This is a genomic window from Streptomyces sp. NPDC006365 (assembly GCF_042870755.1).
In the GTDB taxonomy this organism is placed as follows: domain Bacteria; phylum Actinomycetota; class Actinomycetes; order Streptomycetales; family Streptomycetaceae; genus Streptomyces; species Streptomyces xiangluensis.
Genome location: NZ_JBIAHS010000002.1, coordinates 343,532 through 368,313 on the forward strand (window position 1 = coordinate 343,532; position 24,782 = coordinate 368,313).

General features: G+C 70.2%; 17 protein-coding genes. 16 read left to right on the top strand and 1 reads right to left on the bottom strand.

Annotation, left to right across the window (positions count from 1 at the left end; all coding sequences use genetic code 11):
• The first annotated feature begins 4 nt into the window (after positions 1 to 4).
• The 12 genes from mreD (at position 5) to obgE (ending at position 17,944) form a co-directional block, all read left to right on the top strand.
• Positions 5 to 727, top strand: a complete 723-nt coding sequence (mreD, locus tag ACFYO0_RS06720) for a rod shape-determining protein MreD (protein ID WP_388671689.1) — start codon at positions 5 to 7, stop codon at positions 725 to 727.
• A 91-nt stretch (positions 728 to 818) separates the two neighbouring features.
• On the top strand, positions 819 to 3,104 hold the full coding sequence (gene mrdA, locus ACFYO0_RS06725; protein ID WP_388671692.1) for a penicillin-binding protein 2: 2,286 nt from the start codon (positions 819 to 821) through the stop codon (positions 3,102 to 3,104).
• A complete protein-coding gene (rodA, locus tag ACFYO0_RS06730) occupies positions 3,101 to 4,300 on the top strand; it encodes a rod shape-determining protein RodA (RefSeq protein WP_388671695.1) in 1,200 nt (399 codons plus the stop codon). The genes mrdA and rodA overlap by 4 nt, the downstream gene beginning before the upstream one ends.
• Positions 4,301 to 4,478: 178 nt before the next feature.
• Positions 4,479 to 6,119: a CHAD domain-containing protein gene (locus ACFYO0_RS06735; RefSeq protein ID WP_388671698.1), complete on the top strand. Its 1,641-nt coding sequence runs from the start codon at positions 4,479 to 4,481 to the stop codon at positions 6,117 to 6,119.
• 43 nt (positions 6,120 to 6,162) lie between these two features.
• Positions 6,163 to 8,088 carry a TIGR03960 family B12-binding radical SAM protein gene (locus tag ACFYO0_RS06740; RefSeq protein WP_388671701.1) on the top strand — a complete coding sequence of 642 codons (1,926 nt, stop codon included), beginning with the start codon at positions 6,163 to 6,165 and terminating at the stop codon, positions 8,086 to 8,088.
• A 71-nt stretch (positions 8,089 to 8,159) separates the two neighbouring features.
• Positions 8,160 to 8,693: a GNAT family N-acetyltransferase gene (locus ACFYO0_RS06745; RefSeq protein WP_388671704.1), complete on the top strand. Its 534-nt coding sequence runs from the start codon at positions 8,160 to 8,162 to the stop codon at positions 8,691 to 8,693.
• A 15-nt stretch (positions 8,694 to 8,708) separates the two neighbouring features.
• The gene (locus ACFYO0_RS06750; protein WP_388671707.1) at positions 8,709 to 9,953 is read left to right on the top strand and encodes a hypothetical protein; all 1,245 of its coding nucleotides are present in this window, start codon (positions 8,709 to 8,711) and stop codon (positions 9,951 to 9,953) included.
• A gap of 166 nt (positions 9,954 to 10,119) precedes the next feature.
• Complete coding sequence (locus tag ACFYO0_RS06755; protein ID WP_388671710.1) at positions 10,120 to 10,908, top strand: TIGR03936 family radical SAM-associated protein; 789 nt, start codon at positions 10,120 to 10,122, stop codon at positions 10,906 to 10,908.
• Positions 10,909 to 11,168: 260 nt separating this feature from the next.
• The gene (locus ACFYO0_RS06760) at positions 11,169 to 15,497 is read left to right on the top strand and encodes a ribonuclease E/G (RefSeq protein ID WP_388671713.1); all 4,329 of its coding nucleotides are present in this window, start codon (positions 11,169 to 11,171) and stop codon (positions 15,495 to 15,497) included.
• A gap of 276 nt (positions 15,498 to 15,773) precedes the next feature.
• Entirely contained in the window at positions 15,774 to 16,094 is a 321-nt protein-coding gene (gene rplU / locus ACFYO0_RS06765) for a 50S ribosomal protein L21 (RefSeq protein ID WP_033328069.1), read from the top strand.
• Positions 16,095 to 16,108: 14 nt separating this feature from the next.
• Complete coding sequence (gene rpmA, locus ACFYO0_RS06770) at positions 16,109 to 16,363, top strand: 50S ribosomal protein L27 (RefSeq protein ID WP_006374707.1); 255 nt, start codon at positions 16,109 to 16,111, stop codon at positions 16,361 to 16,363.
• 144 nt (positions 16,364 to 16,507) lie between these two features.
• On the top strand, positions 16,508 to 17,944 hold the full coding sequence (gene obgE / locus ACFYO0_RS06775) for a GTPase ObgE (protein ID WP_388671717.1): 1,437 nt from the start codon (positions 16,508 to 16,510) through the stop codon (positions 17,942 to 17,944).
• A gap of 595 nt (positions 17,945 to 18,539) precedes the next feature.
• Here obgE and ACFYO0_RS06780 read toward each other — a convergent pair.
• A complete protein-coding gene (locus tag ACFYO0_RS06780) occupies positions 18,540 to 20,624 on the bottom strand; it encodes a hypothetical protein (protein ID WP_388671720.1) in 2,085 nt (694 codons plus the stop codon).
• Positions 20,625 to 20,973: 349 nt separating this feature from the next.
• On the opposite strand from ACFYO0_RS06780, the gene proB reads away from it, so the two are divergent.
• The 4 genes from proB to ACFYO0_RS06800 all read left to right on the top strand — a co-directional run bounded on the left by proB (position 20,974) and on the right by ACFYO0_RS06800 (position 24,755).
• Positions 20,974 to 22,092 carry a glutamate 5-kinase gene (gene proB / locus ACFYO0_RS06785; protein WP_388671723.1) on the top strand — a complete coding sequence of 373 codons (1,119 nt, stop codon included), beginning with the start codon at positions 20,974 to 20,976 and terminating at the stop codon, positions 22,090 to 22,092.
• A 147-nt stretch (positions 22,093 to 22,239) separates the two neighbouring features.
• Positions 22,240 to 22,704 (top strand): hypothetical protein, encoded by a 465-nt coding sequence (locus tag ACFYO0_RS06790; RefSeq protein WP_388671726.1) that lies wholly within the window; start codon positions 22,240 to 22,242, stop codon positions 22,702 to 22,704.
• Between the two features lie 103 nt (positions 22,705 to 22,807).
• Complete coding sequence (locus ACFYO0_RS06795) at positions 22,808 to 24,094, top strand: glutamate-5-semialdehyde dehydrogenase (RefSeq protein ID WP_388671729.1); 1,287 nt, start codon at positions 22,808 to 22,810, stop codon at positions 24,092 to 24,094.
• Between the two features lie 49 nt (positions 24,095 to 24,143).
• Positions 24,144 to 24,755 carry a hypothetical protein gene (locus ACFYO0_RS06800; RefSeq protein WP_388672746.1) on the top strand — a complete coding sequence of 204 codons (612 nt, stop codon included), beginning with the start codon at positions 24,144 to 24,146 and terminating at the stop codon, positions 24,753 to 24,755.
• The last annotated feature ends 27 nt before the right edge of the window (positions 24,756 to 24,782 follow it).

Below are 24,782 nucleotides of genomic sequence, written 5' to 3' on the forward strand. Positions count from 1 at the left end.
CCGTATGCGCTTCAACCGAATGCTGCTCTCCGCCACCTTGGTGATCGTCGCCCTGGTGGTCCAGGTGACCGTCCTCGCCCGCCTCCAACTCCCGGGCGCCGTACCTGACCTGCTGTTGCTCACCGTTCTCGGCCTCGCTCTGGTGTACGGCCATGTCGGCGGCGCCCTCGTCGGCTTCGGCGCCGGGCTGCTCGCCGACCTCGCGCCACCCGCTGACCACGCCGCCGGGCGCTACGCGCTCGTACTGTGCGTCATCGGCTACCTCGCGGGTCTCGCCAAGCCCGACAAAGGCCAGATCAGATCCGCCACCGGCCCGATGGTCGTGGTCGTCGCCTCGGCGATCGGATCCACGCTCCTGTACGCGGGAGTCGGGGCCCTCGTCGGTGACACCGCCGCGCGTCATGTGGGCCTGGGCAGTCTGCTGTTCACGGCCGCGTTGTACGACCTGCTGCTCGCGCCCTTCGTAGTGCCCGGGATCATGGCGCTGGCGCGCCGCGCCGACAACGACCCACTCGCCGAGACCACCTCCGCCAAGGCGAGCGACGTCTCCTCCGGCTGGCTGTCCTCCTCCGGCGGCACGGGGCTGCGCCTCGGCGGTCAGCGGGGTGGGCTCCGTACGAAGTCCGCGGGCGGGTTCCGTACGAAGTCCGCGGGCGGGCTCCGCATGAAGTCCGTGAAGAACCGCGTGGCCCGGGCCGGACGCATCAAGGGGGTCAAGCGGCTGTGAGCGCACGGAAGTTGGCGGGTCCGTCTCACATCAGTGGTCTCACAGGTCCGTCGTATATGACACATACACGCACTGAGAGGGGGAGGCACCAGTGACCAACATCCCCGAGACCGGGCGGACCCCACGCGTCCAGATTCGGCTCGTCGTCATCCAGGTTCTCGTCTTCTCCCTCCTCGCCACCCTCGGCGGACGCCTCTGGTACCTCCAGATCCGCGAAGGTGACGCCTACGCCAAGGAAGCGTCCGGGAACCACGTTCAGCAGGTCGTGAGCCCGGCCGTGCGCGGGTCGATTCTCGACGCGCGCGGTGTGCCGATCGCCGACAACGAGACGCGGCTCGTGGTCTCCGCCTCGCGTACCGATCTGCTGAAGATGAAGGACGACGGCGAGGCGGTGCTCACCAAGCTCGCCGGTGTCCTCGGCCTGAAGCCCAAGGACGTCATGGACAAGGTGCGGCTGTGCGACTCCAAGACGCCGCAGCCCTGCTGGAACGGCTCGCCCTACCAGCCGATCCCCATCACCGACGAGGCCACCGCCAAGCAGGCCCTCCAGATCCGTGAACGCTCCGAGGACTTCCCCGGCATCACCGCCGAACCCCAGGCCGTACGCCGCTACGCGAGCCCCGGCGACGCCAACACCGCGCAGGTGCTCGGCTATCTCTCGCCCGTCACGGACGAGGAGATCACCAAGGCCGAGGACACCAACTCCCCGTACCTGCGCTCCGACATGGTCGGCCGCTCCGGCCTGGAGCGCCAGTACGACCGGCAGCTGCGCGGCAAGGCCGGCGTCACCCGTTACGAGGTCGACAACCTCGGCCGCGTCATGGGCGAGGCCCAGAGCGACCCGGCCGAGCCCGGCGCCAACCTCGTCACCAGCATCGACGCCCGCGTCCAGCGCGTCGCCGAGTACGAGCTGAACAAGGCCATGAAGGACGCCCGCAAGGAGTTCGACAAGAACACCGGCGAAAACTACAAGGCGGACTCCGGCGCCGTGGTGGTGATGGAGTCCAAGACGGGCCGCATCGTCTCCATGGCGTCCAACCCGGCGTACGACCCGAACGCCTGGGTCGGCGGCATCTCCGCCAAGGACTACGCGAAGCTCACCGGCAAGAAGTCCAACTACCCGCTGCTGAACCGGGCGATCCAGGGCCAGTCCGCCCCCGGCTCCGTCTTCAAGGTCATCCCGACGGCTGCCGCGATCAAGGCCGGCTACTCCTTCGACGGCCCGTACCAGTGCTCCAGCTCGTACAACATCGGCAGCCAGGTCTTCAAGAACTTCGAGTCCAAGGGGTACGGCCCGATCTCGCTGGGCCGCGCGCTCGAGGTCTCCTGCGACACCGTCTTCTACCGGCTCTCGCACGAGGAGTGGAAGCGGGACGGCGGCACCAAGCCGAAGAAGAACGCCAACGACTGGTTCTACAAGACGGCCCACCAGTTCGGCCTCGGCAAGGAGACGGGCATCGACCTCCCGAACGAGGTCACAGGGCGTGTCCCCGACCGCCAGTGGAAGCAGGACTACTGGAAGGCCAACAAGGACTCCTGGTGCAAGACCGGCAAGAAGAGCGGCGACTACGCCGAGCGCATCGCGTACGAGAACTGCCTCGAAGGCAACAGGCTGCGCGCCGGTGACTCCGTCAACTACTCCATCGGCCAGGGCGACACCCTCGTCACACCGATCCAGATGGCCACCATCTACTCGGCGATCTCCAACGGCGGCACCATGTACGACCCGACCGTCGGCAAGGCGATCGTCAGCGTCGACGGCAGGAGCATCCAGGAGATCGCCCCGAAGTCGCACGGCAAGCTGCCGATGTCGAAGCAGACGCTCGGCGAGATAGACGAAGCCCTCGAGGGAGTCGCCACCCGCGGTACGGCCGCCTGGCGCTTCGCCGATGTCGGCTGGCCGCAGGACAAGATCCCGATGCACGCCAAGACGGGTACCGCCGAGGTCTACGGCAAGCAGACCACCTCGTGGTTCACCACGTACACCGAGGACTACACCGTCGTCATGACCATCTCCCAGGGTGGTACGGGCTCCGGCGCCTCCGGCCCCGCCGTGCGCAACATCTACGACGCGCTGTACGGCGTCTCCGACGACGGAAAGATCGACAAGAAGAAGGCCCTGCTGCCCGAGCCGCAGAAGAGCCTGCCGAAGATCCAGCCGGACGGTTCGATCGACGCCCCGAAGATCGGGAAGTACGTGCCGCAGGAGGAGCAGGAGGCCGAGAGCCAGCAGGCGGCGACCGGCGACGATCCGGCCGCCACGGTGCCCTCGCCGAACACCGGCACCAACCGCGACACCCGACGGCGCGACACCCGACGGCGCGATGCCCGACGGGGCACCGACCGCCGCAGGAAGAGGCGGAGGAGCACCACATGACCGGCGCGAACGGCTTCTCCGTCTCCGGCTATGGGCCCCAACGCTCCACCTGGGCACGGCTGTTCGCCCGCGACTCGCTGGCGCGTCGCCTCGACTGGCCGATACTGCTGTCGGCCATCGCCCTCTCCGTGATCGGCGCGGCCCTCGTCTACTCGGCGACCCGCAACCGCACCGAGCTCAACCAGGGCGACCCGTACTACTTCCTGTTCCGGCACCTGCTCAACACGGGCATCGGCTTCGCCCTGATGGTCGGCACCGTCTGGCTCGGCCATCGCACGCTGCGTGGGGCCGTGCCGATCCTGTACGGCATCTCGGTCTTCCTGATCCTGCTGGTGCTGACCCCACTGGGCGCCACGATCAACGGCTCGCACGCCTGGATCAAGCTGCCCGGCGGGTTCTCGCTGCAGCCCTCGGAGTTCGTGAAGATCACGATCATCCTCGGTATGGCGATGCTGCTGGCTGCGCGGGTCGACGCAGGTGACAAGCCCTACCCCGACCATCGCACGGTCCTGCAGTCCCTGGGCCTGGCCACCGTGCCGATACTGATCGTCCTGCTCATGCCCGACCTCGGCTCGGTCATGGTGATGGTGATCATCGTGCTGGGCGTACTGCTCGCCTCCGGCGCCTCCAACCGCTGGGTGTTCGGCCTCATGGGCACGGGTGCCGCGGGCGCGATCGCGGTCTGGCAGCTCGGGATCCTCGACGAGTACCAGATCAACCGCTTCGCCGCCTTCGCCAACCCCGAGCTCGACCCGGCCGGCGTCGGCTACAACACCAACCAGGCCCGCATCGCGATCGGTTCGGGCGGACTGTTCGGCACCGGGCTGGGCAACGGCTCGCAGACCACCGGCCAGTTCGTCCCCGAACAGCAGACGGACTTCGTCTTCACGGTCGCGGGCGAGGAGTTGGGCTTCATCGGCGCCGGCTTGATCATCCTGCTGCTGGGCATCGTCCTGTGGCGCGCCTGCCGTATCGCCCGCGAGACGACCGAGCTGTACGGCACGATCGTCGCCGCCGGGATCATCGCCTGGTTCGGGTTCCAGTCCTTCGAGAACGTGGGCATGACGCTGGGGATCATGCCGGTGGCCGGACTGCCGCTGCCCTTCGTGTCGTACGGAGGGTCGTCGATGTTCGCGGTGTGGGTGGCTGTGGGGTTGTTGCAGTCGATCCGGGTGCAGCGGCCGATGTCGGCGTAGGCGCTCCGCTGGAGGGGCGGCTCGAAGCTGCGGGTTCGTCGTGGCTTGTCACAGCCCCGCGCCCCGAAGGGGGGGCGGGGCGAAGCTACGCCTGGAAGAACATCAAATGTGTCTCAGATGGCGAGTGCATGCCCTTTGAGGGCTGCCCCCGATGCGGAATCGTGACTAGATTCAGTCCATGGCGGACACAAAGCGGGAGATCGAGCGTAAGTACGAAGCCGGTGAGAGTGCGGGGCTACCCGATCTGAGCGGCGTGAGCGGCGTCGCGAGCGTCGTGGACAAGGGCCTCGCCGAACTCGACGCGACGTACTACGACACGGCCGACCAGCGGCTCGCCGCGGCGTCCATCACGCTGCGCCGCCGTACCGGAGGCGATGACGCGGGCTGGCATCTGAAGCTGCCGGTCTCCGACGGCGTACGCGACGAGATCCGCGCCCCGTTGTCCGACGCCCTGCCCCGCAGTCTCGCCGGACTCGTCCGCTCCCGCGTGCGCGACGCCGAACTGCTCCCCGTTGTACGGCTCCAGTCCGCGCGCGACGTCCGCCACCTCCTCGACGCCTCCGGCGGTCTGCTCGCCGAGGTCAGCGTCGACCGCGTACACGCCGAGCGGCTCAGCGGCGGCGACGGAAGCACCGACTGGACCGAGATCGAGGTGGAGCTGGCCGACGACGGCGATCCCGCTTTCCTCGACAAGGTCGAGAAGAAGCTCCGCAAGGCCGGGATCAGCCGCTCCAAGTCCGCCTCCAAACTGGCCAGAGCGCTGGCCGAGACCGGGAAACCGGCGGAGACCGGTAAACAGGCAGATGCCGGGAAACAGGCAGATGCCGGGAAACAGGCAGATACCGGGAAAGCCAAGCAGACCAAGCAAACCAAGCAGACCAAGCAGGCCGGTCGGAAGAAGCCCAAGGTCGTCGTGACCGCGGAGCCAGAGCCGCCCACCGCTGGCGACCACGTCCTCGCGTACGTACGCGCCCAACGCGACGCCATCGTCGAACTCGACCCGGCCGTACGGCGCGACGTATACGACTCCGTGCACCGGATGCGCGTCGCCACCCGTCGGCTGCGCAGCAGCTTCCGCTCGTACGGCAAGGTCCTGGACCGGGCCGTCACCGACCCGATCGGCGACGAACTCAAGTGGCTGGCAGGGGAGTTGGGAGTCGACCGCGACCAGGAGGTGCTGACCGAGCGTCTGACGGCGGCTCTCGACGAGCTGCCGCGCACCCTGTTCGCGGGCCCTGTCCGCACCCGCCTGCGCACCTGGGCGCACGCCCGGCGCGGCGGTTCGCGCCGCCGGCTGATCGCGGTACTGGACGGAAAGCGGTACCTGGACCTGCTTGCCACTCTCGACTCCCTGGTCGCCGAACCGCCGCTCCTCAAGGCCGCCGCGGGACCGCCCGACAAGGTGATCGGCAAGGCCGTCCGCAGCGACTTCGCGAAGCTGACCGCCCTGGTCGTCCAGGCCATCGACGCACCGCCCGGCACGGACCGCGACCTCGCGATCCACGAGGCCCGCAAGAAGGCCAAGCGCACGCGGTACGCGGCGGAGGCAGCCACCAAGGCGCTCAGCGAACCCGCCGTCGACCTGGTCAGATCGATGAAGTCCCTCCAGGGCCTCCTCGGGGACCACCAGGACAGCGTGATGACCCGCCTCTCCCTGCGCGACCTCGCCACCCAGGCCCACGCGGCGGGCGAGAGTTCCTTCACGTACGGGGTGCTCTACGGCAGGGAGGAGCAGCGCGCGGCCGACGTCGAGCGGACGCTGCCGGGGGCATGGGCGGCGATCTTCGCCGCGGCCGGGGGGCTCGTGGGGAGGCGTTAGTCTTGAGGGTCACCCCTGTCAGCTCACGAAGGTCCCCACCACTATGTCTGTCGAGTCGGTCTTCCCACAGCTCGAGGCCCTGCTGCCGCATGTGCAGAAGCCGATCCAGTACGTAGGCGGTGAGCTCAACTCCACCGTCAAGGACTGGGACAGCTCCGACGTCCGCTGGGCGCTCATGTACCCCGACGCGTACGAGGTCGGACTGCCCAACCAGGGCGTGCAGATCCTCTACGAGGTACTCAACGAGCGCGACGGCGTGCTCGCCGAGCGCACGTACAGCGTGTGGCCGGACCTCGAGGAGCTGATGCGGGAGCACGGCGTCCCGCAGTTCACGGTGGACAGCCACCGCCCGGTTCGCGCGTTCGACGTGCTCGGGCTCAGCTTCTCCACGGAGCTCGGCTACACGAACATGCTGACGGCCCTGGACCTCGCGGGCATCCCGCTGGAGTCGAAGGACCGGGGCCTCGACGACCCGATCGTGCTCGCCGGAGGCCACGCCGCCTTCAACCCCGAGCCGATCGCCGACTTCCTCGACGCGGCGATCATCGGCGACGGTGAGCAGGCCGTGCTCGACATGACGGAGATCATCCGCGCCTGGAAGGCGGAGGGGCGGCCGGGCGGCCGCGAGGAGGTCCTGTTCCGCCTCGCCAAGACCGGCAACGTCTACATCCCGGCGTTCTACGACGTGGAGTACCTGCCGGACGGCCGCATCGGACGGGTCGTACCGAACAAGTCCGGTGTCCCGTGGCGGGTGTCCAAGCACACGGTCATGGACCTGGACGAGTGGCCGTACCCGAAGCAGCCGCTGGTACCGCTGGCGGAGACGGTCCATGAGCGTATGTCGGTGGAGATCTTCCGCGGCTGTACGCGCGGCTGCCGCTTCTGCCAGGCGGGCATGATCACGCGCCCGGTGCGCGAGCGCTCGATCACGGGTATCGGCGAGATGGTCGACCAGGGCCTGAAGGCGACCGGCTTCGAGGAGGTCGGCCTTCTCTCCCTGTCCTCCGCGGACCACTCGGAGATCGGCGACATCGCGAAGGGCCTGGCGGACCGGTACGAGGAGGACAAGGTCGGCCTTTCGCTGCCGTCCACCCGGGTCGACGCCTTCAACATCGACCTGGCGAACGAGCTCACTCGTAACGGCCGCAGGTCGGGCCTGACCTTCGCGCCCGAAGGCGGTTCGGAACGCATCCGCAAGGTCATCAACAAGATGGTCTCGGAGGAGGACCTGATCCGCACGGTCGCCACCGCCTACGGCAACGGCTGGCGCCAGGTGAAGCTCTACTTCATGTGCGGCCTGCCGACGGAGACCGACGACGACGTCATGCAGATCGCCGACATGGCGACCCGCGTGATCCAGAAGGGCCGCGAGGTCTCGGGCCAGAACGACATCCGCTGCACGGTGTCGATCGGCGGCTTCGTCCCCAAGCCCCACACCCCTTTCCAGTGGGCCCCGCAGCTCTCGGCCGAGGAGACGGACGCCCGTCTCGAGAAGCTCCGCGACAAGATCCGCGGCGACAAGAAGTACGGCCGCTCCATCGGCTTCCGCTACCACGACGGCAAGCCCGGCATCGTCGAGGGCCTGCTCTCGCGTGGCGACCGCCGCATCGGCGCCGTCATCCGTGCCGTCTACGAGGACGGCGGCCGCTTCGACGGCTGGCGTGAGCACTTCTCGTACGACCGCTGGATGCAGTGCGCCGACAAAACGCTGCCCGCGTACGGCGTGGACGTCGACTGGTACACCACTCGCGAGCGTACGTACGAGGAGGTCCTCCCCTGGGACCACCTCGACTCCGGCCTCGACAAGGACTGGCTCTGGGAGGACTGGCAGGACGCCCTCGACGAGACGGAGGTCGAGGACTGCCGCTGGACGCCGTGCTTTGACTGCGGGGTGTGCCCTGCCATGGACACGACCATCCAGGTCGGGCCTACGGGGAAGAAGCTGCTGCCGCTGACGGTGGTCAAGTAGGACGAGGCGCGGGCCCGGCCGACGGCGAAATGCCGTGGCCGGGCCCTCCTGCGTCGCGGCACAATGCGGTGATGCCGCAGCTCATCAGGCCTGATCCGCGTTTCCGTGTCTCCTTCCTGGGAGCGGTGCAGGAGAACCTCGCCGAGGGCGAGTCCTTCGGCGACACCCTCACGCGGGAGCTCGCCGTGTACGGCCACGACTGGCACGAGCAGGACGGGTTCGCGCGCTATGTAGCCGCCGTCCGCGAGGAGGAGCTGGAGGAGGGGCGTCGGCCCGATGGGTTCGTGCCCGGGAGTTGGTACTGGTACGTGGACGGTGAGGCCTATCTCGGGCGGATCCAGCTGCGTCACCGGCTGACGCCCCACCTTCGCGACTACGGCGGCCACATCGGCTACGGAGTACGGCCGACCGCGCGGCGGAACGGGTACGCCACCGCCATGCTGCGCGACGTTCTGCCGTACGCGAGCGCCCTCGGGCTCAAGCGGGTGCTCGTCACCTGTGACACCACCAACGTCGGTTCCCGCAAGGTCATCGAGGCCAACGGTGGAGAGTTCGAGGACGAGCGGGGCGGGAAGCTGAGGTTCTGGATCCGTACGGGGCGCTGATGCGTCTTCGTCGGCATGGACCTGGAAAAGCCGCCGGCCGTGACGCCCGCACCGCGTCAGTACGAGATGAAGCGCGCGACCGGGCAGCAGCAGGACGCGGCTCCCGAGGGGTGTCTCGCGGTAGCGATCCGGATACCCGTGCGGATCGTGGTGCTCGTGCTGGTTGTGCCGGTGCGGATGGTGTGGGACGCGCTCGTGGTGAGCGGGCGTTTCCTGAGGGACACGGTGTTCCGGCCGCTGGGGCGGGCGGTCATGTGGGTGCTCGCGCCCGTCGGGCGGGCGGTTGTGACCGTGCTCGGGTGGTTGGCCAAGCTGGTGTTCGTGTGGCCTTGGGTGGGGCTGTGGCGGTACGTCGTCGTGCCTGTAGGGCGAGTGCTGGGGTGGCTCGGGCATGTGCTGCTCGTCGTGCCGGTCGTGTGGTTGTACGCACGGGTGCTGACGCCCCTCGGGCACGGGATCGTGGCGGTGCTGCAGGGGATCGGGGCCGGGTGTGCCTGGTTGTGGCGGGTGCTGGTGGTCGTTCCGGCGGGGTTGCTGTACGCACGCGTGCTCGCGCCGAGCGGGCGGGGGATTGCCTGGGTGGCGCGGGGTGTCGCGGCCGGGGTGGCGTGGGTGGCGCTGAGGTTGTGGGCGGGGATCGCCTGGGTCGGCGTGGGCGTGTGGGCCGGTGTCGCGTGGGTTGCTCGCGGTGTGTGGATCGGTCTGGCCTGGGTCGGGCGTGGGGTCTGGGCGGGGGTGACCTGGGGCGCGATGGTCGTCGGGACCTTGCTGCGGTGGGTCTTCGTCGTGCCGGCCGTTGCCCTGTGGCGTTGGGTGTTCGTGCCGGTCGGGCGGGCGATCGCCGTCGTCGCGCGCGAGATCGGCACGGCGATCGGGCACGCATGGCGGGTCGCCGGGTATGTGTCGCTCGCCGTGGGGCGGTTCCTGGGGCGGCTCTTCCGGTGGGTCTTCGTGGAGCCGGTGCGGTGGGTGTACAAGAGCGTGCTCACGCCCGTCGGACATGTCGTACGGGACGCGATCTGGCGGCCCGCCGCCGAGGCCGCGCGCAGCGTCGGGCGCGGCGCCCGGCAAGCCCTGACCAGCGCTCGCGAGACCGCTCGGCAGACCCGGGCCGACATCCGGCGGATGCTCTTCGGGGCGCCCCCGGAACCCGAGCCGGTGCCCTTGACCAAGGGACTCCGGGAACCCACGGTGCTCCCTGCGCGTACTCTGGAGGGTAGGTCCGGACGCGACGACCTGTCCCCGCCCACGCGGGGATGATCCGGACGGGGGACGCCGGAAGGCGTCATCCGCCACCGTTCCCGCTCACGCGGGGGCGACGAGGTCCACCGCACGTCCACGGGGCGGTGCAGCACGTACCGCTTCACAGCGAGGAGAAGAACCACTGGGCAAGCGACAGCCCGAAGGCCCGCCGCCCGCACCCGCGGTGCAGCGCGTACGCCTGCGCTACACCAAGCGCGGCCGCCTCCGGTTCACCAGCCACCGTGACTTCCAGCGCGCCTTCGAGCGTGCGCTGCGCCGCGCCGAGGTGCCGATGGCGTACTCGGCGGGGTTCACCCCGCACCCGAAGGTGTCGTACGCCAATGCCGCACCCACCGGCACGGGCAGCGAGGCCGAGTACCTGGAGATCGCGCTCACCGAAGCGCGCGATCCCGACCAGCTGCGTGCGCTCCTCGACGAGTCGTTGCCTGCCGGGCTCGACATCGTCGACGCGGTCGAGGCCCGTACGTCGGGTCTCGCCGACCGGCTCACGGCCTCCGTCTGGGAACTGCGCCTCGACGGCGTGGCACTCGCGGACGCCGAGCGCGCGGTCGACGCCTTCATGAAGGCCGAGACCGTCGAGGTCCAGCGCAAGATGAAGAACGGCATGCGTACCTTCGACGCCCGCGCCGCGGTCGCGAGCCTGGAGGCGCAGAGTGCCGAGCCTGAGACGCAGAGTCCACAGCCTGATAGGCCGACCGACCAGCCCTGTGCGATACTGCGGCTGGTTGTTCGGCACGTGACGCCTGCCGTACGACCCGACGACGTCCTGTCCGGTCTCCGAGCTGTGGCCGACCTGGCGCCGCCGGTCCCCGCAGCGGTGACCAGGCTGGCGCAGGGGCTTTTCGATGAAGAGACCGGCACGGTGACCGACCCGCTCGCGCCCGACCGCGAGGCAGTGGCAGCCGCCCCACTCATGGCCGCAGCCACCGCCGCCGCGACGGCGTCGGCGTAAGGAAGGTCCCGCGTAAGGACGGACGTCGTAGCGCCGCCCTCGTACTCGGGAGCCACCTGGGTCGGGCAGCGCGCCGACCACAAGACTTTCGCCAGGCCGTACGCAACACGGCGTACGGAACCGGCGAGACAGAACACAGAGAGCTCCCGAGTGGCGCCCGCGCCCCGGACGGCGGCACCGCGCATCGCGCGAGCCGCGGACGTCACCGGTACAGCCGGACCAGGCGCGGCGCCCGGGAGCCTGACGGGAGATCCACCCGCATGCTCGAGCCGAACGAACCCGCTGAGGGTCCCGAGAACAACACCCCCAGCGACACCTTGCCGCCACGTCGGCGCCGTCGCGCCGCGTCCCGCCCTTCGGGGCCGCCCTCGGCGACGTCCGAGTCCGCGACCGTGGCCGAGACCACGGCACCGGCCATACCGCCGGTGAGCTCCGCCGATCTCGCGGCGAAGGAGCCGGAGGAGATCGCGGCGACCTCTGAGACGGCGGTGGCGCCCGAGAGGATTGCCGCCGACGAGGCAGCAGCCGCGGCTGCTGCGTCTGTTGTCACTCCGGCCGCGGAGGAGTCCGCGCCGACCGAGACCCCTGCGCCCGCTGAGGCCGTCCCTGCCGTGGAGGAGCCCGCCGGGCGTACGCGCCGTCGTGCGACACGTCGTGTCTCTGCCCCCGCTGGTGCCCCCGAGGCAAGCGCCGTCGCTGCCGCAGCCCCGGCTGTCCAGGTGCCCGCTGCCGAGGAGCCCGCCTCCGCGGCTGCCGACGCCGAGCCTGCCGTCGGTGAGGCCGCGCCTGCCGGGCGTACGCGTCGTCGCGCGACGCGTCGTGTCACCGCACCGGCCGCTGCGCCTGAGCCTGCCGAGGCCCCGGCCTCGTCCCCGGCTGCTGCGGAGCCCGCGGCCGAGACCGCCGCCCCCGCCGCTTCCGCGACGGCCGGTGCACCTGAGTCGCCTGCCGCCGAGGCTCCGGCTGCCGAGGTAGCGGCTCCCGCCGCGACCGTCGCCGAAGACGCCGAAGCGGAGGAGCCCGCCGTGGGTGAGGCCGCGCCTGCCGGGCGTACGCGCCGTCGCGCGACGCGTCGCGTCTCGGCTCCCGCCGGTGCGCCCGAGGCCGGCGAGGCCGCCGACAGTGCGGCCCCCGCCGCCGACACCCCACAGACCACCCCCGAGCCGCACACGGAGCCCGCCGCCGTAGTCGAGCCGGAGCAGATCACCGAGACCGAGGACATCGCCCCGCGCCGTGCGCGCCGTCGCGCCACGCGGCGTGCCGTTGCGCCTGCCGGTGCGCCCGAGGCCGCCGAGGCGGAGCCCACCGCCGAGGCCGCTGTCCATGACGAGCGCAGGGAGGCCCCTGTGGCCGCTGCCGAGACCGACCAGACCACCGCTGCCGAGACCGACCAGACCACCGCCCCCGAGGCGGAGCCCACCCCCGAGCCGGCGGAGGACGCCGCCCCGCGTCGTACGCGGCGTCGTGCCACCCGTAAGACCGCTGCCAGCGGCTTTGCCGCGCCGGCCCCCGACAAGAAGCAGGCCGCGGAAGAAGAGTCCGCGCAGCCGCCCGCGCGGCCCGCTGTCGCCGTCTTCCAGGCGCCCGTCTTCACGGAGCCGATGTTCCAGACGCCGGAGCGCGCGGCAGCCGCCGCCGCTGCCGAGGCCGAGGAGGACGAGGACGTCGCCGAGACGGCGGCCCCGGAGCCCGTCGAGGAGGAGACCGGTCCGCGTCGGCGCCGTCGCCGCAAGGGTGCGGCCGAGGAGTCCGCGGAGACTCCCGAGGCCGAGGAGTCCGCTGAGGAAGAGGGCGACGAGACCGAGGAGACCGGCTCGCGTCGTCGGCGCCGTCGCGGTGGCCGTAGGCGTCGCCGGGGCGAGAACGCCGAGCAGGACGGCGAGGCTTCGGAGAGCGAGGAGACCGCCTCCGAGGAGGCCTCCCAGGACACCGAGGACAGCGAGGACACCGACGAGCAGGCCGAGGACGACGCTCAGGAGCAGCGCGAGGAGCGCGAGGAGTCCGGCGGTTCCAGCAGCAGCCGTCGCCGTCGGCGCCGTCGGCGTCGTGCCGGTGACGCGCCCGTCGAGGCCGAGCCGAGCGACGGCGACCCCGAGCGCACGGTCGTGAAGGTCCGCGAGCCCCGCCCGAAGGCCGAGCCGTCCGACGAGGTGCAGTCCATCAAGGGCTCGACCCGTCTGGAGGCCAAGAAGCAGCGCCGCCGTGAAGGCCGCGAGCAGGGCCGCCGCCGGGTGCCGATCATCACCGAGGCCGAGTTCCTGGCCCGCCGCGAGGCCGTCGAGCGCGTGATGGTGGTCCGGCAGAACGGCGACCGTACGCAGATCGGCGTGCTCGAGGACAACGTGCTCGTGGAGCACTACGTCAACAAGGAGCAGTCGACCTCGTACGTCGGCAATGTCTACCTGGGCAAGGTCCAGAACGTACTGCCGTCGATGGAGGCCGCCTTCATCGACATCGGCAAGGGACGCAATGCCGTCCTGTACGCCGGTGAGGTCAACTTCGAGGCGCTGGGCATGGCGAACGGCCCGCGGCGTATCGAGACCGCCCTCAAGTCCGGCCAGTCGGTCCTCGTACAGGTCACGAAGGACCCGATCGGGCACAAGGGCGCGCGCCTGACCAGCCAGGTCTCGCTGCCGGGCCGCTACCTCGTATACGTCCCCGAGGGCTCCATGACGGGGATCAGCCGCAAGCTCCCGGACACCGAGCGCGCCCGCCTGAAGACCATCCTCAAGAAGATCGTCCCCGAGGACGCGGGCGTCATCGTGCGCACCGCCGCCGAGGGTGCGAGCGAGGACGAGCTGCGCCGTGACGTCGAGCGGCTCCAGGCGCAGTGGGAGGACATCCAGAAGAAGGCGAAGGGCGGCGGCAACGCCCCGAGCCTGCTGTACGGCGAGCCGGACATGACCGTCCGCGTCGTCCGCGACATCTTCAACGAGGATTTCACCAAGGTCATCGTCAGCGGTGGCGAGGCCTGGGAGACCATCCACGGGTACGTCTCCCATGTGGCACCCGACCTGGCCGAGCGTCTGCAGAAGTGGACGAGCGAGGTCGACGTCTTCGCGTCGTACCGGATCGACGAGCAGCTCGCCAAGGCGCTGGACCGCAAGGTCTGGCTGCCGAGCGGCGGTTCGCTGGTGATCGACAAGACCGAAGCGATGATCGTGATCGACGTCAACACCGGTAAGTTCACCGGCCAGGGCGGCAACCTCGAAGAGACCGTGACCAGGAACAACCTGGAGGCGGCCGAGGAGATCGTGCGCCAGCTGCGGCTGCGTGACCTCGGCGGCATCGTCGTCATCGACTTCATCGACATGGTCCTGGAGTCCAACCGGGACCTGGTGCTGCGGCGGCTCCTGGAGTGCCTGGGACGCGACCGTACGAAGCACCAGGTCGCCGAGGTGACCTCGCTGGGCCTTGTCCAGATGACGCGGAAGCGCGTGGGCCAGGGCCTGCTCGAGTCGTTCTCCGAGACCTGTGTCCACTGCAACGGCCGTGGCGTCATCGTGCACATGGAGCAGCCGACCGCCCTTGGGGGCGGCGGCAAGCGCAAGAAGCGTGCGCGGGCCGGTGCCGAGCCCCTGCCCGAGCAGGTCCCCGCTCCGGCCATCGAGGCGGTCCAGGCCGTCGAGACCGCCGAGGAGGAGGCCGAGACCGAGGCGGAGATCGCCGCCGAGGCGGCCGCGCCGGTCGCGCTGGCCGAGCCCGCCTTCGTACCGGACGAAGAGCTGTACAGCAGCGCCGCCGAGGCGGAGGCCGCTGCCACCCGGGGTGGCCGTTCGCGACGGCGGGCCAGCCGTCGTGCGTCGGCACCGGCGGGCGCGCCGCGCCCCGAGTCCCGTAGGCCCGAGCGCAGGGCAGAGGCCGAGGCTCCGACGGCCCAGACCGTGACCGCCGAGGACGAGGCCGAGCGTCCCGTGCAGCCGGAGCCGGCTGCCGTCGCGCAGGCGGAGCCCATGGCCGCCGAGGACCCCGTCGTCGAGGCCCCGGCCGCCGAGGAGGCCGCGCCCAAGGGGCGTACGCGTCGTCGGGCGACCCGCAAGGTCTCGGCGCCGGCCGGTTCTCCGAAGGCGGCCGAGGAGGTCGTGGTGACGGTCACCGAGCCGGTCGCGGTTCCCGTCGCCGAGCCTGAGCCTGAGCCTGAGCCGGTAGCCGAGCAGCAGCCCGAGCCGGCCGCCGAGAGCGCGGCTCCGGCCCGCCCGCGCCGCCGTGCGGTCCGGATGGCCACCGCGCCCACCGCGGCGGAGGAGACGGCCGTCGTGGTCGTCCCGTCGTCACCGGCGGAGGAGCCCGCCGAGGCGCCGGTCGCGGAAGCCGAGTACACCGGGGCCGCCGAGGACGCCGACGAGGCGCCGGCCAAGAAGGCGGCCCGTAAGACGGTCAAGAAGGCGACCGCGAAGAAGGCTGCCGCGAAGAAGACGGCGGTCAAGAAGACGGCCGTCAAGAAGGCCACGGCCAAGAAGGCGACCACGAAGAAGGCGACCACCAAGAAGGCCGCGACGAAGAAGACCGCGGCGGCGGAGCAGACGCCGTCGTCGTCCACCGTCACGGCCGCCACCGACGAGGACCGGACCGAAGACCGAACCGCCTGAACCGCCTCGGCGCCCTCTGGACGGCGGAGAACCCGCCGGTCAGAGGGCGTCGGCGTACCCGCAGCCGGTCAACTGGCAGTGTGGTGTGCGGACGGCTCGTGACCCGGTTTGACCCCGCTGGTCAGGGCCCCGTAACCTTGACCCTCGGCGTGTCCACAGACCCGCCGCATTCCCGTAAACCTCTTCCTCCCGGTGGCTCGCGCCCCGGGAGAGGCCGCCTGCTTCTGTCGGCGGCTGGACTGCGGGGATTCCGAATCGAGCGAGAGAGAGATCCGCGTGTACGCCATCGTGCGCAGCGGTGGTCGCCAGCACAAGGTTGCTGTCGGCGACATCGTTGAGGTTGACAAGATTTCCACTGCCCAGGTAGGCGACACGGTCGAGCTCTCGACTCTGCTCGTTGTCGACGGTGACGCCGTCACCAGCGACCCGTGGGTGCTCGCCGGCATCAAGGTCCAGGCCGAGATCGTGGACCACCACAAGGGCGCGAAGATCGACATCCTTCGCTACAAGAACAAGACCGGCTACCGCCGTCGTCAGGGCCACCGCCAGCAGTACACGGCGATCAAGGTCACTGAGATCCCCGCGGCTGCGAAGTAAGGGACTGAGGAGAGATGGCACACAAGAAGGGCGCATCGTCCACCCGGAACGGTCGCGACTCCAATGCTCAGCGGCTCGGCGTGAAGCGCTTCGGCGGTCAGGTCGTCAACGCCGGTGAGATCCTGGTCCGCCAGCGTGGCACCCACTTCCACCCCGGCGCGAGCGTCGGCCGTGGCAAGGACGACACGCTGTTCGCGCTGGCCGCCGGTGCGGTCGAGTTCGGTACGCACCGTGGCCGCAAGGTCGTGAACATCGTTCCGGTCGCCTGACCGGATCTTTCGCGAGGCGGACCTCACTTCCCGTACGGGAAGCGGGTCCGCCTTTCGCGTGTTTCAACTGAGCAGAGATTTCTCAGCGGAGATTTCTGCGCAGGAAAACGCAGAAATTCCCGTACGTAACTGGAGGCACATCCCATGACCACCTTCGTGGACCGCGTCGAGCTGCATGTCGCCGCGGGTAGCGGAGGCCACGGCTGTGCCTCCGTGCATCGCGAGAAGTTCAAGCCGCTGGGCGGTCCGGACGGCGGCAACGGCGGCCGTGGCGGCGATGTGATCCTGGTCGTCGACCAGTCCGTCACCACGCTCCTCGACTACCACCACTCGCCGCACCGCAAGGCCACCAACGGCAAGCCCGGTGAGGGCGGCAACCGTTCCGGCAAGGACGGTCAGGACCTGATCCTGCCGGTGCCGAACGGCACGGTCGTCCAGGACAAGGCGGGCAATGTGCTCGCGGACCTGGTCGGGCACGGCACGGCGTACGTGGCCGCACAGGGCGGGCGTGGCGGTCTGGGGAACGCGGCGCTGGCCTCGGCTCGGCGCAAGGCGCCCGGGTTCGCGCTGCTGGGCGTGCCCGGTGATGTGCAGGACATCGTCCTGGAGCTGAAGACGGTCGCGGACGTGGCGCTCGTCGGCTACCCGAGTGCGGGCAAGTCGTCCCTCATCTCGGCCCTGTCCGCCGCCCGGCCGAAGATCGCGGACTACCCGTTCACGACGCTCGTCCCCAACCTGGGGGTGGTGACGGCGGGCGCGACCGTCTACACGATCGCGGACGTGCCGGGCCTGATTCCCGGGGCGAGCCAGGGCAAGGGGCTGGGTCTTGAGTTCCTGCGCCATGTCGAGCGGTGCTCGGTCCTGGTCCACGTACTCGACACCGCCACGCTCGAATCGGACCGTGACCCGGTGTCCGACCTCGACCTGATCGAGGCGGAGCTGAAGCAGTACGGCGGCCTCGACGACCGCCCGCGCATCGTCCTCCTCAACAAGATCGACGTCCCCGACGGCAAGGATCTGGCGGAGATGGTCCGCTCGGATCTGGAGGCGCGGGGCTACCGGGTCTTCGAGGCGTCGGCGGTCGCGCACACCGGTCTCAAGGAGCTGTCGTACGCCCTTGCCGACCTGGTGGCGAAGGCTCGCGCGGCGAAGCCGCAGGAGGAGGCGACGCGGATCGTCATCCGTCCCAAGGCGGTGGACGATGCGGGCTTCACCGTCGTGCGCGAGGAGGACGGCCTCTTCCGTGTACGTGGTGAGAAGCCCGAGCGGTGGGTCCGCCAGACCGACTTCAGCAACGACGAGGCCGTCGGTTATCTTGCCGACCGTCTCAACCGGCTCGGTATCGAGGACGAGTTGATGAAGGCGGGGGCCCGCACGGGTGATGGTGTCGCCATCGGGCCCGAGGAGAACGCTGTTGTCTTCGACTGGGAGCCGACGGTCATGGCCGGGGCGGAGATGCTTGGCCGCCGGGGCGAGGACCATCGTTTCGAGGCTCCTCGGCCTGCCGTTACGCGGCGCCGCGAGAAGCAGGCGGAGCGGGACGAGGCGGAGCGGGAGTACGACGACTTCGAGCCGTTCTAGAGAACGGGTTGCCTCCGGCGGTTGAGCAGGGGGTTCGTTGTCGGGTGCGGGTTTGTGGGTGGCTGGTCGCGCAGTTCCTCGCGCCCCTGGGTTCGTTGGGGGTCGGGGCCGTGGGCCGGTGCGTCAGCCCGTCGCTGGGTGGGCGTACGGCCCTTTGCTGATACCGGGCGCGGGTGGCCTGAGACAGAACCTACGCGACGGGCGTACGACGCACCGGCCCACGTCCCCTCCCGCCGGTGGGAGAGTGCGGGTAGTTGGGGGTACGGGCTTTCAGGATGCCGGTCCGTTCAGGGGCGCGGGGCTGTATCAATTTGCGGCTCCGCCGCGATGGGGGTCCCCCCGCTCATGGGGGTCCCCCCGCTCATGGGGGTCCCCCCGCTCATGGGGGTCCCCCCGCTCATGGGGGTCCCCCCGCTCGAGCGAAGTCGAGAGTGGGGGAGAAGCCGAGAGTGGGGGAGCGACCAGCCACGACGGGCCCGCAGTCGAGAACCGGCCTGTCACCCCCACCCCCTGGCGGGAGCCTGGGGGCGCAGCCCCCAGTTTCGGGAAGGGGCGGGACGGGGGAAAGACGCCCCCGCCGCCCACCGACCCGCCTCTAGCCGACGGCAGTCTCCTCCGCCTCGTTCGGGTCCTGGGCCGTCTCCTCGGCCGCCTCCTGGCGCGGCGAGGGAATCTCCGAGGACAGGCGGGACTCCATGCGCACGCGGCGTTCGTCGGCCGCCGTGCACAGCGCGGAGACCGCGGCGTTGAAGCGGGCCAACGACGGCGGATCCGAGGGCCCCAGCAGGTGTTCCTTGAGTTCGGATCGGGCCGCCGTGAAGAGGTCCTTCTCAGGGTGGCGTACCGATTCCAGCAACGCCGGGACGCCGTCCGCCGAGGGCGTGAGGATGGCGCCCGCGGACACCGTGGGGAAGCTGATCCGGAAGGCCTCCTCCGGCATCCCGGAGGTGTTGGCGACCGCGTACGGCTTCTCGCTCGACAGCCAGTCGGACACCACGGACGAGACATCGCTGATCAACAGGTCCGCCTGGTTGAAGCAGGCGAAGATCGCGGGACGCGCGTCCGTGATGATCTGGTGCTCCCACTCCGGGAAGGACGCCCAGTACGCCTTGTCCCAGGTCAGCGTGGCCTCGGCGATCGCCGCCTCACGGTCACCCCGCGGCGCCCCCTGGAGCAGCATGCGTTCCATTTCGTCCGCACCAGCACGGAAGGCCGTCTTCGTCAGCTTGTCCAACTCGGCCGAGCGGCGCACCAGTTCGGCCGCTGCCTCCGCATCCGGCCGGGAACCCGACCGCTGGGCGTTGGCCTCGCGGATCATCGCCATGATGCGCTCGTTCGCAGCCCCCGCACGCGGATCGACGGAACCCGTCATCGGGTGCGGCTTGTAGAGGAGCCGTACACCGTCGTCCGCGAGCAGCTGCCGCACAATGTTCTCGCCGGCCAGCACCACTGAGGTGTTGCCGGGGTTCCCGTCCCAGCCCTCCCACGTGGGCGCGTACAGCACCGTCGTGTACGGACCGGTGGGCGGGCCCGCGTACGGCCGGATCGGCGCGAGCTGCGGGCGGCCCACCTCCACGATGTCCTTGTCCTCGACGCCGACCTCTGCCAGCGCGTACCGCTCGCGGGCCGCGGGTCCTGCCACCCACACCTCGTCGTACGCCTTCGCGTACGGGTTGCAGGAGGACAGTTTGTCGCTCTCGCCGTGGTTGATGAACGCGTGCTTGATGGTGGGGATGCGCAGCACCTGCGATGTCTTCGCGGCGTTGGCCGGGTGCAGCATCATCTTCAGCGTCGAGTTCTCCAGCGAGAACATCGTCGTCACCTTCGGGAAGCAGATGATCGGTACGTCCGTCGCGTCGATCTTCTGCACCATGAACCGCTCACGCAGCACGATCAGCGGCCTCGTCTCGGTCGAGGAGATCGACGAGAGCGTCGACAACCACATGTTCGCCTGGTACGCGGAGGTCGTACCGCCCGAGAAGTACATACCGACCGTCGGCCGGTAGTCGGCGAGCCACTTGTCCACCCAGGCCGTGACCTTCTGCTCGCTCTTGGCGCGCTTCTTGGGGAGCAGCCAGGTGGCGAGGTACACCGTGCCGCCGCCGACCAGCGCCAGGGCGACGCCGACGCCGACGCCGCCCCAGTACCCGTCCGCGGTGGCCGCCGTGAGCAACAGGCCGGCCGTCGTCGGAATGGAGAAGGTCAGCAGCCGGTGGCCCTGACGACGGGCCAGAATGCGCGGCGGCGCCGCGGTCAGGTGCAGGGCCGACGCGTCGATGTTGCGGGTGACGATCGGCAGCGTACGGGTGCGGCGGACCAGGACCGCGGCGGCCTGGCAGGCGAAGTGCAGGGCGTAGAAGACGCATACGGCGACCAGTAGCGGCGCCTGCTCGCTCCCCGCGTCGATGCCGTCGATCCGCAGGAGTCCCACCAGAATCAGCATGTCGCGCAGCAACTGACGGACCGTTACATCGAAGCGGACCTTGCCCAGCAGCGCGAGCAGTCCGGGATTGCGGTACTGCAGATATGTGTCGAGGGCGAGGCCCGCCGCGCTCGCGGCGATGAGCACCGGGACGTTCGGCAGCAGCGCGGAGACGATCTGGGCCGTGAAGAGCACGAATATCGACAGCAGCGCGGCAAGCTGCGTAGAGCGGCGGGGGGAGAGGCCTGCGGAAGGCACGGGCTGGGCTCCTGCGGAGGGTTACGGCGGATGAGGGGGCAACGGGTTCGGTCGGCCGAACACAGCGAGGCCGATCCCTGACCGTATGACCTGTGCGGCCCGCCAAGCAATCTTCCGCAGGAGCTATCGCTGGATATCGGATGAAACCGCGGTGAACTCCTGGGGTGTACGTCACGCGCCCGGCTTCTGCCCGCTGTGTTACCCACCGCACGTCCGCCCCTCGGAACGCGGCGGCACCCCCTGCCCGTAATCGCGTAGATTGCACGGACGGGGCTGGTCAGAACCGGGGCTGGTCAGAGCATTGGGGAAGAGCGTGTCAGCGGCAAGGCAGGCGACGGCAGAGCAGGCGATGAGACACGGTGTTGCGGACGCCCGCAGGATTGTCGTCAAGGTGGGTTCCTCGTCCCTGACCACCGCGTCGGGAGGGCTCGACGTGGACCGGGTGGACGCACTGGTCGACGTACTCGCGAAGGGGCGCAGCGGCGGGGAGAAGGAGATCGTCCTCGTCTCCTCCGGTGCCATCGCGGCCGGCCTCGCCCCGCTGGGCCTGCGGCGCCGCCCCAAGGACCTGGCCCGCCAGCAGGCCGCCGCCAGCGTCGGACAGGGGCTGCTCGTCGCCCGCTACAACGCCTCCTTCGCGCGCTACGGCGTCCGCGTCGGCCAAGTCCTGCTCACCAGCGACGACATGAGCCGCCGCGCCCACCACCGCAACGCCCAGCGCACCCTCGACAAGCTCCTCGCCATGGGCGCCCTGCCCGTCGTCAACGAGAACGACACGGTCGCCACGGACGAGATCCGCTTCGGCGACAACGACCGGCTCGCCGCCCTCGTCGCCCATCTCGTACGTGCCGACCTGCTGGTCCTCCTCTCCGACGTGGACGGCGTCTACGACGGCGACCCCACCAGGCCCGGTACGACGCGGATCGCCGAGGTACGTGCTCCGGCGGACCTCGCGCACGTCGAGATCGGCAGCGCGGGCCGGGCCGGCGTCGGCACCGGCGGCATGGTCACCAAGATCGAGGCGGCCCGGATCGCGGCGGCGGCCGGGATCCCGGTCGTCCTCACCTCCGCGGTGCACGCCTCCGACGCCCTCGCAGGCCGGGACACCGGTACGCACTTCCACGCCACCGGCCGCCGCTCCGCCGACCGGCTGCTGTGGCTCCAGCACGCGTCCGCCCCCCAGGGCGCGCTCACGCTCGACGACGGGGCCGTGCGCGCGGTCGTCGAGCGCCGCAAGTCGCTGCTGCCCGCGGGCATCGCGGCGGTCGAGGGCGAGTTCACCGCCGGCGACCCCGTCGAGCTGCGCGACGCCACGGGCCGGGCGGTGGCGCGCGGGCTCGTCAACTTCGACGCCAAGGAGATCCCTCAGCTGATCGGCCGCTCCACCCGCGAGCTGGCCCGCGAGCTGGGTCCCGCGTACGAACGTGAGGTCGTACACAGGGACGATCTGGTGCTGCTGCACTCGTAAACGGCCGAAAGGGACGGCCTCCGCAGGGCTACGTTCGGCAAAACCGCCCCACGAAGCCGCCCCGCCTGCTCAACTTTGATTCAAGGAGCCCCCGAGATCCCGTGATGCAGTAACCCATTGCGAACCCATTGCGTAAAGGAGGCCGTCGTGAGACGAGTACGCCCCGGGGCGGCGTCCCGCGGTGGTGGCACATCCCGCGCGGCCGGTGAGGAGCGGACCCTCACCAGTGTCGCGGCCGGAGACACGTACCAGGGTGAGGAACCGAAGGACCTGCCGCGGCTGTGGCACGTCACGCTGAGCGTCTCGGGCGACGAGGCCCCGCTGAACGACGTCCGGCGCTCGCTCGAGCAGCTCGCCCACGACCACCCCTTTCTGCTGACCAGCCGGTACGCCGGCGACCACGCGGAGATCCGCTACTGGGAAGAGGCCCGCGACCTGCACGACGCCGCGGCCGTAGCGCTGCGCCTGTGGGGCGAGCACCGCCAGACCGCGAAACTGCCACCCTGGGAGATCGTCGGCCTGGAGGTCATCGACCGCGAGACCTACCACCAACGCATCGCCGAGGGCTATGGCCCGCAACCGGCAACACCAGTGGGCGTACACCCGTTCTAATGCGCCAAATTGGTGGTTGCGGTGTGCGGGGGGCGTTTTCGGCCCCGTCTCGGGTTATGGAACGAGCGCTGGACGGCCCTGCGGCGAGCATTAGGCTGCTCGCATGACCACGCTTTCGCCGTACGACTCGATGCCCCCGGTCACCCAGGCCGCCTACCGCGCCAAGTCCGCCGCCGCCGACCTCGCTCCGCTGCCGCGGGCCGAGAAGGACGACGCGCTGCTCGCGATCGCGGACGCCCTGGAGGTCCGTACGAGCGAAATCGTCGAGGCCAACGCCAAGGACGTCGAGCGCGCCCGTGAGGCCGGCACCAGCGAGTCCATCATCGACCGGCTCAGGCTCACACCCGAGCGGATCCGCGCCATCGCCTCCGACGTACGCGACGTGGTGGCGCTGCCCGACCCGGTCGGCGAGATCGTCCGCGGCTCCACGCTCCCGAACGGCATCGACCTGCGCCAGGTCCGCGTGCCGCTCGGCGTCGTCGGGATCATCTACGAAGCCCGGCCCAATGTGACGGTCGACGCCGCCGCGCTCTGCCTGAAGTCCGGCAACGCGGTACTGCTGCGCGGCTCGTCCTCCGCCTACGAGTCCAACACCGCCCTCGTCCGCGTCCTGCGCGACGCCGTCGGCGGCTCGGGACTGCCCGCCGACGCCGTACAGCTCGTACCGGGCGACAGCCGCGAATCCGTACGGGAGCTGATGCGCGCCCGCGGCCTCGTCGACGTACTCATCCCGCGCGGCGGCGCCTCCCTGATTCGCACCGTCGTGCAGGAGTCCACCGTCCCGGTCATCGAGACCGGCACCGGAAACTGCCATGTGTACGTGGACGCGCACGCCGACCTCGACATGGCGATCGAGATCCTGATCAACTCCAAGGCACAGCGGCCCAGCGTGTGCAACGCCGCCGAGACGCTCCTCGTGCACCAGGACATCGCCGCCGAGTTCCTGCCGCGCGCCCTGGACGCCCTCGCCGACGCCGGGGTCACCGTGCACGCCGACGAGCGGGTGCTGGCGTACGCCAAGGGCTCCAAGGCCACCGTCGTCGAGGCCACGACCGACGACTGGGACACCGAATACCTCTCGTACGACATCGCCGCCGCCGTCGTCGACTCGCTCGACAAGGCCGTGGCGCACATCCGGCTGTGGAGTTCCGGCCACACCGAGGCCATCGTCACCACCTCCCAGCCGGCCGCCCGCCGCTTCACCCAGCTGGTCGATTCCACGACGGTCGCCGTGAACGCGTCCACGCGCTTCACGGACGGCGGCCAGTTCGGCTTCGGCGCCGAGATCGGCATCTCCACGCAGAAGCTGCACGCGCGGGGCCCGATGGGGCTGCCGGAGCTGACGAGCACGAAGTACATCGTCACGGGCGACGGGCACATCCGGCGCTGAGCAGAAGCTGTCTCGCCAGGTGGATGAATCTTCGTACCGTCTGCCCAAATTGAACCCCCAGGTCTACTCTGGTTCCGTGCCGGAGGACGTGGGGGGCACGCCGTTTCCTGACGGCTGGGAGCCCGACGACGACCGCGACCGCGGAGGCTCGGACGAAGAGTTCGCCTCCGTGGTCTTCGACGAGGCCTTCGTACGGGCGGCCGCGGTCCATGAGCCGACCGCCGTCGAACGCCTCCTTGCCGCCGCGCAGGCCCGCGCAGAGGCCTCCGAGGCCGAGGCGCGCCGGGGGCGCACCCGGGGCCCACGCGGTGACGATGAGCGGTACGACGACTTCGGACCCGACGGCCGCCATGATTTCGGCCATGATCCGGACCTGGACGATTTCGACGACCGTGACGACTTCGACGGTCGTTACGGGCACGGGTCGTACGGCAAACAGGCCCGCTGGCACCGCCCCGTAGCGTGGATGCTCGCCCTCCTGATGGGCGTCGGCATGGTCGCGCTCGCCTTCACTGCGGTCTACCGCGGCGCCTCGTCCAACCGCCAGCCCCAGGTCCCGCCACCAGCGTCGACAGGCGTTGACCAGGGAGGCGGAACGCGCCCCTCGGCGTCCGCCGACTACTCCCAGCCACCCGTCCCGGCGGAACCGCGAACACCCTGAACTTGTCGCGTACGGCGGCGTTTACGT

What these genes read in the sequence shown, in the direction of transcription:
- mreD (WP_388671689.1), top strand. Translation starts at nt 5, where the DNA reads ATGCGCTTCAACCGAATGCTGCTCTCCGCCACCTTGGTGATCGTCGCC.
- rodA (WP_388671695.1), top strand. Translation starts at nt 3,101, where the DNA reads ATGACCGGCGCGAACGGCTTCTCCGTCTCCGGCTATGGGCCCCAACGC.
- ACFYO0_RS06735 (WP_388671698.1), top strand. Translation starts at nt 4,479, where the DNA reads ATGGCGGACACAAAGCGGGAGATCGAGCGTAAGTACGAAGCCGGTGAG.
- ACFYO0_RS06740 (WP_388671701.1), top strand. Translation starts at nt 6,163, where the DNA reads ATGTCTGTCGAGTCGGTCTTCCCACAGCTCGAGGCCCTGCTGCCGCAT.
- ACFYO0_RS06745 (WP_388671704.1), top strand. Translation starts at nt 8,160, where the DNA reads ATGCCGCAGCTCATCAGGCCTGATCCGCGTTTCCGTGTCTCCTTCCTG.
- ACFYO0_RS06750 (WP_388671707.1), top strand. Translation starts at nt 8,709, where the DNA reads ATGGACCTGGAAAAGCCGCCGGCCGTGACGCCCGCACCGCGTCAGTAC.
- ACFYO0_RS06760 (WP_388671713.1), top strand. Translation starts at nt 11,169, where the DNA reads ATGCTCGAGCCGAACGAACCCGCTGAGGGTCCCGAGAACAACACCCCC.
- rpmA (WP_006374707.1), top strand. Translation starts at nt 16,109, where the DNA reads ATGGCACACAAGAAGGGCGCATCGTCCACCCGGAACGGTCGCGACTCC.
- obgE (WP_388671717.1), top strand. Translation starts at nt 16,508, where the DNA reads ATGACCACCTTCGTGGACCGCGTCGAGCTGCATGTCGCCGCGGGTAGC.
- proB (WP_388671723.1), top strand. Translation starts at nt 20,974, where the DNA reads ATGAGACACGGTGTTGCGGACGCCCGCAGGATTGTCGTCAAGGTGGGT.
- ACFYO0_RS06795 (WP_388671729.1), top strand. Translation starts at nt 22,808, where the DNA reads ATGACCACGCTTTCGCCGTACGACTCGATGCCCCCGGTCACCCAGGCC.